Here is a 5,788-nt window from a genome sequence, read left to right as displayed (position 1 = left end):
GCGCGGGCGGCCGCGGTACGCCCCGCGCACCGCGCCCGCCGCTCTACCGGCCGCGCAGCCCGTCGTAGTATGCCGTGCACTGCGCGTAGCTCGGCAGCAGGCCGGTCCGTTCCGCCTCGGCCAGCGTCGGGGCCGCGGCGTCCTTCTCGGACAGGACCGGGGTGATGCCCTCCGGCCAGGCGATGCCCAGCGCGGGGTCGAGCGGATGCACGCCGTGCTCCCGGCCGGGCGCGTACCCGGTCGAGCACAGGTACACCACCGTCGCGTCGTCGGTGAGCGCCATGAAGGCGTGCCCGAGCCCCTCGGCGAGGAACACCGCGTGCCGGGTGTCGTCGTCGAGCCGCACCGCCTCCCACTGCCCGAAGGTCGGGGAGCCGGTGCGGATGTCGACCACCACGTCCAGCACCGCGCCCCGTACACAGGTGACGTACTTCGCCTGCCCGGGCGGCACCTCGGAGAAGTGCACCCCGCGCAGCACGCCCCGGCGCGAGACCGAGCAGTTGGCCTGCGCCAGCGTCAGGTCGTACCCGGTGGCCGCGCGGAACTCCGCGCCCCGGTACCACTCGTGGAAGCTGCCCCGGTCGTCCGGGAACACCTTGGGCTCCAGCACCCAGGCGCCCGCCATGTCCAGTGCCCGCACGTTCAGTTCCTCACCTTCCGCAGGGCGGCCCCCAGCAGCCGCCGGGCCTTGCGCCACAGCCGCTCGCCGAGTCCGGGCCGCGGCGGCGGACCCACCCGTACCGCACCGCCCTCGACCCGCAGCGGCTGCGGCAGCGGGTGGAAGCGCGGCTCACCGGCCCCCGGGGTGAGGCAGACGGCGGCCTTCCAGGTGCCGCCCGCCAGCACGGCGGCCGGCAGTACGGCCGTCAGCCGCGACCGCGCCGGGTCCGGTGTCGGGGCCAGCGTGCCGGGCACGTCGACGGACCGGCCCGGCGTGGCGAACCGCACCAGTACCTCGCTCTCGCCCGGCACGTACAGCGGCAGTCCGGCGCCGAGCCGGTCGCCGGTCACCGACAGGTCCGCGCGCGGCACCCCGAGCCGGTTGGCGGAGGCGCCGAGGTCCAGGGAGAGATTGCGGTGCGGGTCGGTCCAGTACGGCAGTACGGCGCGCGCGGCGACGACCCCGGCGGGCGGCGCGAGCCGGCCCTGCGGTCCGGCGACCGGACCGAGCCGGCACTCCTTGGTCCAGCCGCCCAGCTTGACCCGGACCAGGGCGTCCCAGATCCCGGTGCCGGGCAGCGTGTCCGGGTCCACGTCGGCCGTCGCCCGCAGCGTCAGCCGGACCCGGCCGGCGTCCCCGGCGGGGACCGCCTCGCGGGTGATCCGCACCGGCTGGAAGTGCTGGGCGGCGCTGGACCGCTCACGCAGCAGCAGATCGGCGGTGGCCGCCCCGAACCGGACGGCGGTCTGCGCCGCCACCCACGCGACCGCCTCGGCGACGTCCTTCGGCGCCCCCTCCAGGGGCGTGTCCGAGGCGTCGGCGGGGAACGTCATCGGCTGCCCGGCACACGTGTACTCGGCCTGGAAACCGATCTCCAGTGTGCCGTCCCGCCAGGTCACCGCCTCGGGCGCGGAACTCAGCGCGACGGACGCCTCCCACTCGGCGAACGCCACCAGGTCGTCGAACCGGTCGGCGGCGGCCAGCGCGGCGACCACCTGCTGGGTCGGCTGGAGCCCGGCCGCGACACCGGGACCGAAGCGCTCGACGACGACCTTGTGGATCTCCGCGAACAGTTCCCGGCGGTAGTCCTCGGGCGCGGCCAGCAGCCGCTTGCCGCGCAGCCGCTCGACCATCTCGTTGCGCAGCCAGCGCCGGAACAGCCGGTCCCGCAGCGAGCCGGGGTCGGTGTACTTCTCGACGATGTCGAGGGCCTCGCGCAGGTTGCCGAAGTAGCCGGCGGGGTCGAAGCGCTGGAAACCGGCGTTCGCGGCGTCGTCCCGCTTGACGTGGTAGTAGCAGACGTAGTCGCTGAGCACGGAGACGTTCGCCGCGCGCAGGTACGCCTCCGTCACGAAGACATGGTCCTCGAGCCGCCGCCGGCCCTCCGGGAACCTCAGTCCGATCCGGTCCAGGAACTCCCGGCGCACCATCTTGTGCGGGGTGAGACTGTCGATCAGCGCCGAGTTGGCCAGGGTGGCCCGCGGATGGTTGCGGCGGAACAGCTCCACCGGCACCGGGCGGCCCTTGCCGGCCATCTTGCCGACCACCACGTCGGCCCCGTTGGCGACCCCGTAGTCGTACATCCGTTCCAGGGCCTCGTCGCCCAGGTAGTCGTCGTTGTCGACGAACATGACGTACTCGCCCCGGGCGGCGGCGATGCCCACGTTGCGGGGCTTGCCCGACCAGCCGGAGTTCTCCTGGTGGACGACGTGCATCCGGGGGTCCTCGGCGGCCAGCGCGTCGAGCCGGGCCGGGGTGGCGTCGGTGGAGCCGTCGTCGACGAAGATCACTTCGTACGCTTCCGGCGGCAGCGACTGCCGCTGCAACGAGGCGATGCAGTCCTCGATGTATGTCCCCGGGTTGTAGACGGGAACGATGACGCTGACCTTGACCGGCATCAGGCTGGGGCCCCCTGGGTCTCTTGCCGTATCTGTGCTGGTGTGGCGAAGGGTGGCCCGATGCTAACGCGGCCCGCTGTGTTCGCCACCTCCGGCCCGGCCCCGAGACCGTGTTGTGAGGTGACCCCGGCCGGGGTCAGCCGTGCGTCTTGTCCAGCAGGGCGAGGATCTCGGCCGTGCTGCCCCGCTCGCCGAGCCGCGGGAAGATCCGCTCCACGCTGTTGCGGTGCGCCTCCTCGTTCATGTCGCTCATCGCGTCGGTGGCCAGCGTGACGTGGTAGCCGTGCTCGTGCGCGGCGCGGGCGGTGGACTCCACGCCGATGCTGGTGGCGATGCCGGTCAGCACGATCTGGGTGACGCCCCGGCGGCGCAGCTGCACATCGAGGTCGGTGCCGTGGAAGGCGCCCCAGTTGTGCTTGGTGACGGTGATGTCGCCGGGGTGCCCGGCCAGTTCGGGGGCGATGACGTCCCAGCCCGCCGGCAGCGAGCGGCCGGCGCCGGCGGCCTCGGTACGGCCGGGCACGGCGTCCGCCCCGTCGGCCGCGAAGGAGACCCGGACCAGCGCCACGGGCAGCTTCCGGGCCCGGAAGGCGTCGGCCAGCTCCACGTTCCGGGCCAGGACGTCGGCGCCGGGGTACGGGACGACGGGGGCGCCGAGGATGCCGGCCTGGAGGTCGATGACGACGAGGGCGGTACGGGGGTCGAGGGTGGTGAGAGTCATGCGTGCGGGCCTTTCGATGGTGCGGTGGTGATGCGGTGGTGGTGCGGGTACCGGGTCAGGGGCGGGTGAGCCGCTCCAGCAGGGTGAGCGCGTCGAGCACGGTCCGCCGTTCCGCCTCGCTGCACCGGTCCTGGAAGGCGCGGGCCAGCCATTCGCCGCGGATCTCCCGGTCGCCGTCGACGCGGGCCCGGCCCGCGTCGGTGAGGGTGACCAGCTGCCGGCGGCCGTCGTCGGGGTCGGGGGCGCGGCGGATCAGCCCGTGCCGCTCCAGCGCGGCGAGCGTCGCCGCCATGGACTGCGGGCGGACCCCCTCGGCGGCGGCGAGTGCGCTGGCGGTGGCGGCGCCGTGCTTGCCGACCAGGGTGAGGGCCGACACCTGGGACGGGGTGAGGTCCTCGTCCTGGGCCACCTCCCGGATCCGGCGGCGCAGCCGGCTGAACACCACACGCAGGTCGTGTGCGGCACGGGCGGCGGAGTCGGAGACACCCTCGGCGGGCTCGGCGGCTTCCCTGTTCATGTCTCCGACTCTAAAATCGACAGGCCAGCCTGTCCAGTCGAGGCTGCGCAGTTTTACCTGTTCATGTCCGTGGGCCCCGGACCACCGCGGGGCACCTACGCTGGACCGGTGCGCCTGCTGATCATGTCCGACACCCATCTGCCGAAGCGCGCGCGGGAGCTGCCCGCCGCGCTGCTGGCCGAACTGCCGCGCGCCGACGTCGTGATCCACGCGGGGGACTGGGTCGACCCGGCCAGCCTCGACCTCCTTCAGGACCGCTCCCGCCGGCTGGTCGCGGTGTACGGCAACAACGACGGGCCCGAACTGCGCGCCCGGCTGCCGGAGGTGGCCCGTGCCGACCTCGGCGGCCTGCGCTTCGGGGTCGTCCACGAGACCGGTCCGGCGACCGGCCGGGAAGCCCGCTGCGCGGCCCGCTTCCCCGACCTGGACGTGCTGGTCTTCGGGCACAGCCACATCCCGTGGGACAGCACCGCGGACACCGGCCTGCGGCTGCTCAACCCCGGTTCCCCGACCGACCGCCGCCGCCAGCCGCACTGCACCTACCTGACGGCGACGGTCACCGACGGCCGGCTCGACGACGTCGAACTGCACCGGCTGCCGCCGCGCCCGGCGGCACGACGGGGCTGAGCCGCCGGGCGCCCCCGGTCAACGCCGCCGCCTCCGGATCCGGACCACCACCAGCGTCACGACCAGCACGGCGGCCAGGGCCGGGCCCGCGCGCCGGGCCAGCGGGACGCCGGCCGCCCGGACCAGGTCGAGCGCGTCGTCCCGGCCGGCCCGCTCCGCCACCGGCGCACCGGCGGCCGCCCCCTTGCCCTCCGCCATGTCCTCCGTCACGTCCTTCGCCAAGTCCTCCCCAATGTCTCCCTCCGGTGCGGCCAGCAGCTCGCTCAGGTTCGTGGCGAACCGGCCGATGATCCGGTCGCCCACCTCTGCGATCACCCCGCGCCCGAACTGCGCCGGGCGGCCGGTCACCGTCAGGTCGGTGCGCACCGAGACGGCGGTGCCGCCGTCGCGCTCGCTGAGCGTGCCGGTCACGGTGGCCCGCGCGGTGCCCTGGCCGCGGGCCTCCCGGCCGCCGGCGACGAGCACCATGCGGTGCGCCGCGTCGTCCTGCTCCTCGAAGACGGCGGTGCCCTTGTACGTCAGGGTCACCGGGCCCACCTTGACCTTCACCGAACCGGTCAGGGTCTTGCCGTCGAACTCGTCGACGGTCGCCCCCGGCATGCACGGGGCGACCCGTTCGATGTCCAGCAGCGCCCGCCAGGCGTCGTCGACCGGGACGGGCACGGTGAACTCGTGGTGCAGTTCCATGATGGCCTCCTAGTTCTCGTGACACGGGGTGCTACGGCCCTCGCGGCCCGCCCGGCCGGGCCGGCGCCCGGATCTCCCGCGCCAGCCGTTCCAGCGCGGCCAGGCTGTGACCGGGCACGAAGGCGTCCAGGTGCGGCAGGGCCGCCGCCATGCCGGCCGCCAGCGGGGCGTAACCGGGGCGGGCCTTGAGGGGGTTGGACCAGATCACCCGGTGGGCCAGCCGGCCCAGGCGGCGCAACTGGGCGGCGAGCAGCTCCGGGTCGCCGCGCTCCCAGCCGTCGGACAGCAGCACCACGACCGCGCCGCGCGCCACCCCCCGCTGTCCCCACCGGTCGAGGAACTCGCGCAGCAGCTCACCGAGCCGGGTGCCGCCGCGCCAGTCGGGCACCGCCGCCCAGGCGGCCGCGAGGGCCCGGTCGGGGTCGCGGTGGGTGAGTTCCCGGGTCACCCGGGTCAGCCGGGTGCCGACGGTGAACACCTCGGTGGGCGCGGACCGCGCGGCGGCGTGCGCGAACCGCAGCAGCACGTCCGCGTAGGGGGCCATCGACCCGCTGACGTCCACCAGCAGCACCAGCCGGCGCGGTCGCTCGGTCCGCGCCCGGTACCGGGGGCGAACGGGCTCCCCGCCGTGCCGCAGCAGCTCCCGCACCGTCCGCCGCGGGTCCACCGCGCCGCGC

7 protein-coding genes are annotated in these 5,788 nt (G+C 74.8%); 1 reads left to right on the top strand and 6 read right to left on the bottom strand.

The features are described 5' to 3' along the window. Positions 1-43 precede the first annotated feature (43 nt). The 4 genes from rfbC to AB0G32_RS40135 form a co-directional block, all read right to left on the bottom strand. Positions 44-640 carry a dTDP-4-dehydrorhamnose 3,5-epimerase gene (rfbC, locus tag AB0G32_RS40150; protein WP_361175967.1) on the bottom strand — a complete coding sequence of 199 codons (597 nt, stop codon included), beginning with the start codon at positions 638-640 and terminating at the stop codon, positions 44-46. A gap of 2 nt (positions 641-642) precedes the next feature. Further along, entirely contained in the window at positions 643-2,559 is a 1,917-nt protein-coding gene (locus AB0G32_RS40145; RefSeq protein WP_361175964.1) for a glycosyltransferase family A protein, read from the bottom strand. Between the two features lie 136 nt (positions 2,560-2,695). Then, entirely contained in the window at positions 2,696-3,280 is a 585-nt protein-coding gene (locus AB0G32_RS40140) for a hydrolase (protein WP_361175961.1), read from the bottom strand. Between the two features lie 55 nt (positions 3,281-3,335). Beyond that, positions 3,336-3,797: a MarR family transcriptional regulator gene (locus tag AB0G32_RS40135; RefSeq protein WP_361175958.1), complete on the bottom strand. Its 462-nt coding sequence runs from the start codon at positions 3,795-3,797 to the stop codon at positions 3,336-3,338. 108 nt (positions 3,798-3,905) lie between these two features. On the opposite strand from AB0G32_RS40135, the gene AB0G32_RS40130 reads away from it, so the two are divergent. Beyond that, positions 3,906-4,424 carry a metallophosphoesterase gene (locus tag AB0G32_RS40130; protein WP_361175955.1) on the top strand — a complete coding sequence of 173 codons (519 nt, stop codon included), beginning with the start codon at positions 3,906-3,908 and terminating at the stop codon, positions 4,422-4,424. Between the two features lie 18 nt (positions 4,425-4,442). Here the strand turns inward: AB0G32_RS40130 and AB0G32_RS40125 are convergent, their stop codons facing one another. Both AB0G32_RS40125 and AB0G32_RS40120 read right to left on the bottom strand, forming a co-directional pair. After that, positions 4,443-5,111: an SRPBCC family protein gene (locus AB0G32_RS40125; protein WP_361175952.1), complete on the bottom strand. Its 669-nt coding sequence runs from the start codon at positions 5,109-5,111 to the stop codon at positions 4,443-4,445. Between the two features lie 31 nt (positions 5,112-5,142). Then, the coding region (locus AB0G32_RS40120; protein ID WP_361175949.1) for a VWA domain-containing protein at positions 5,143-5,788 on the bottom strand (646 nt) is incomplete at its 5' end.

Origin of the sequence: Streptomyces sp. NPDC023723, assembly GCF_040639815.1 — a bacterium.
Classification (GTDB): domain Bacteria; phylum Actinomycetota; class Actinomycetes; order Streptomycetales; family Streptomycetaceae; genus Streptomyces.
This window is presented reverse-complemented; position numbering and strand designations above follow the sequence as displayed.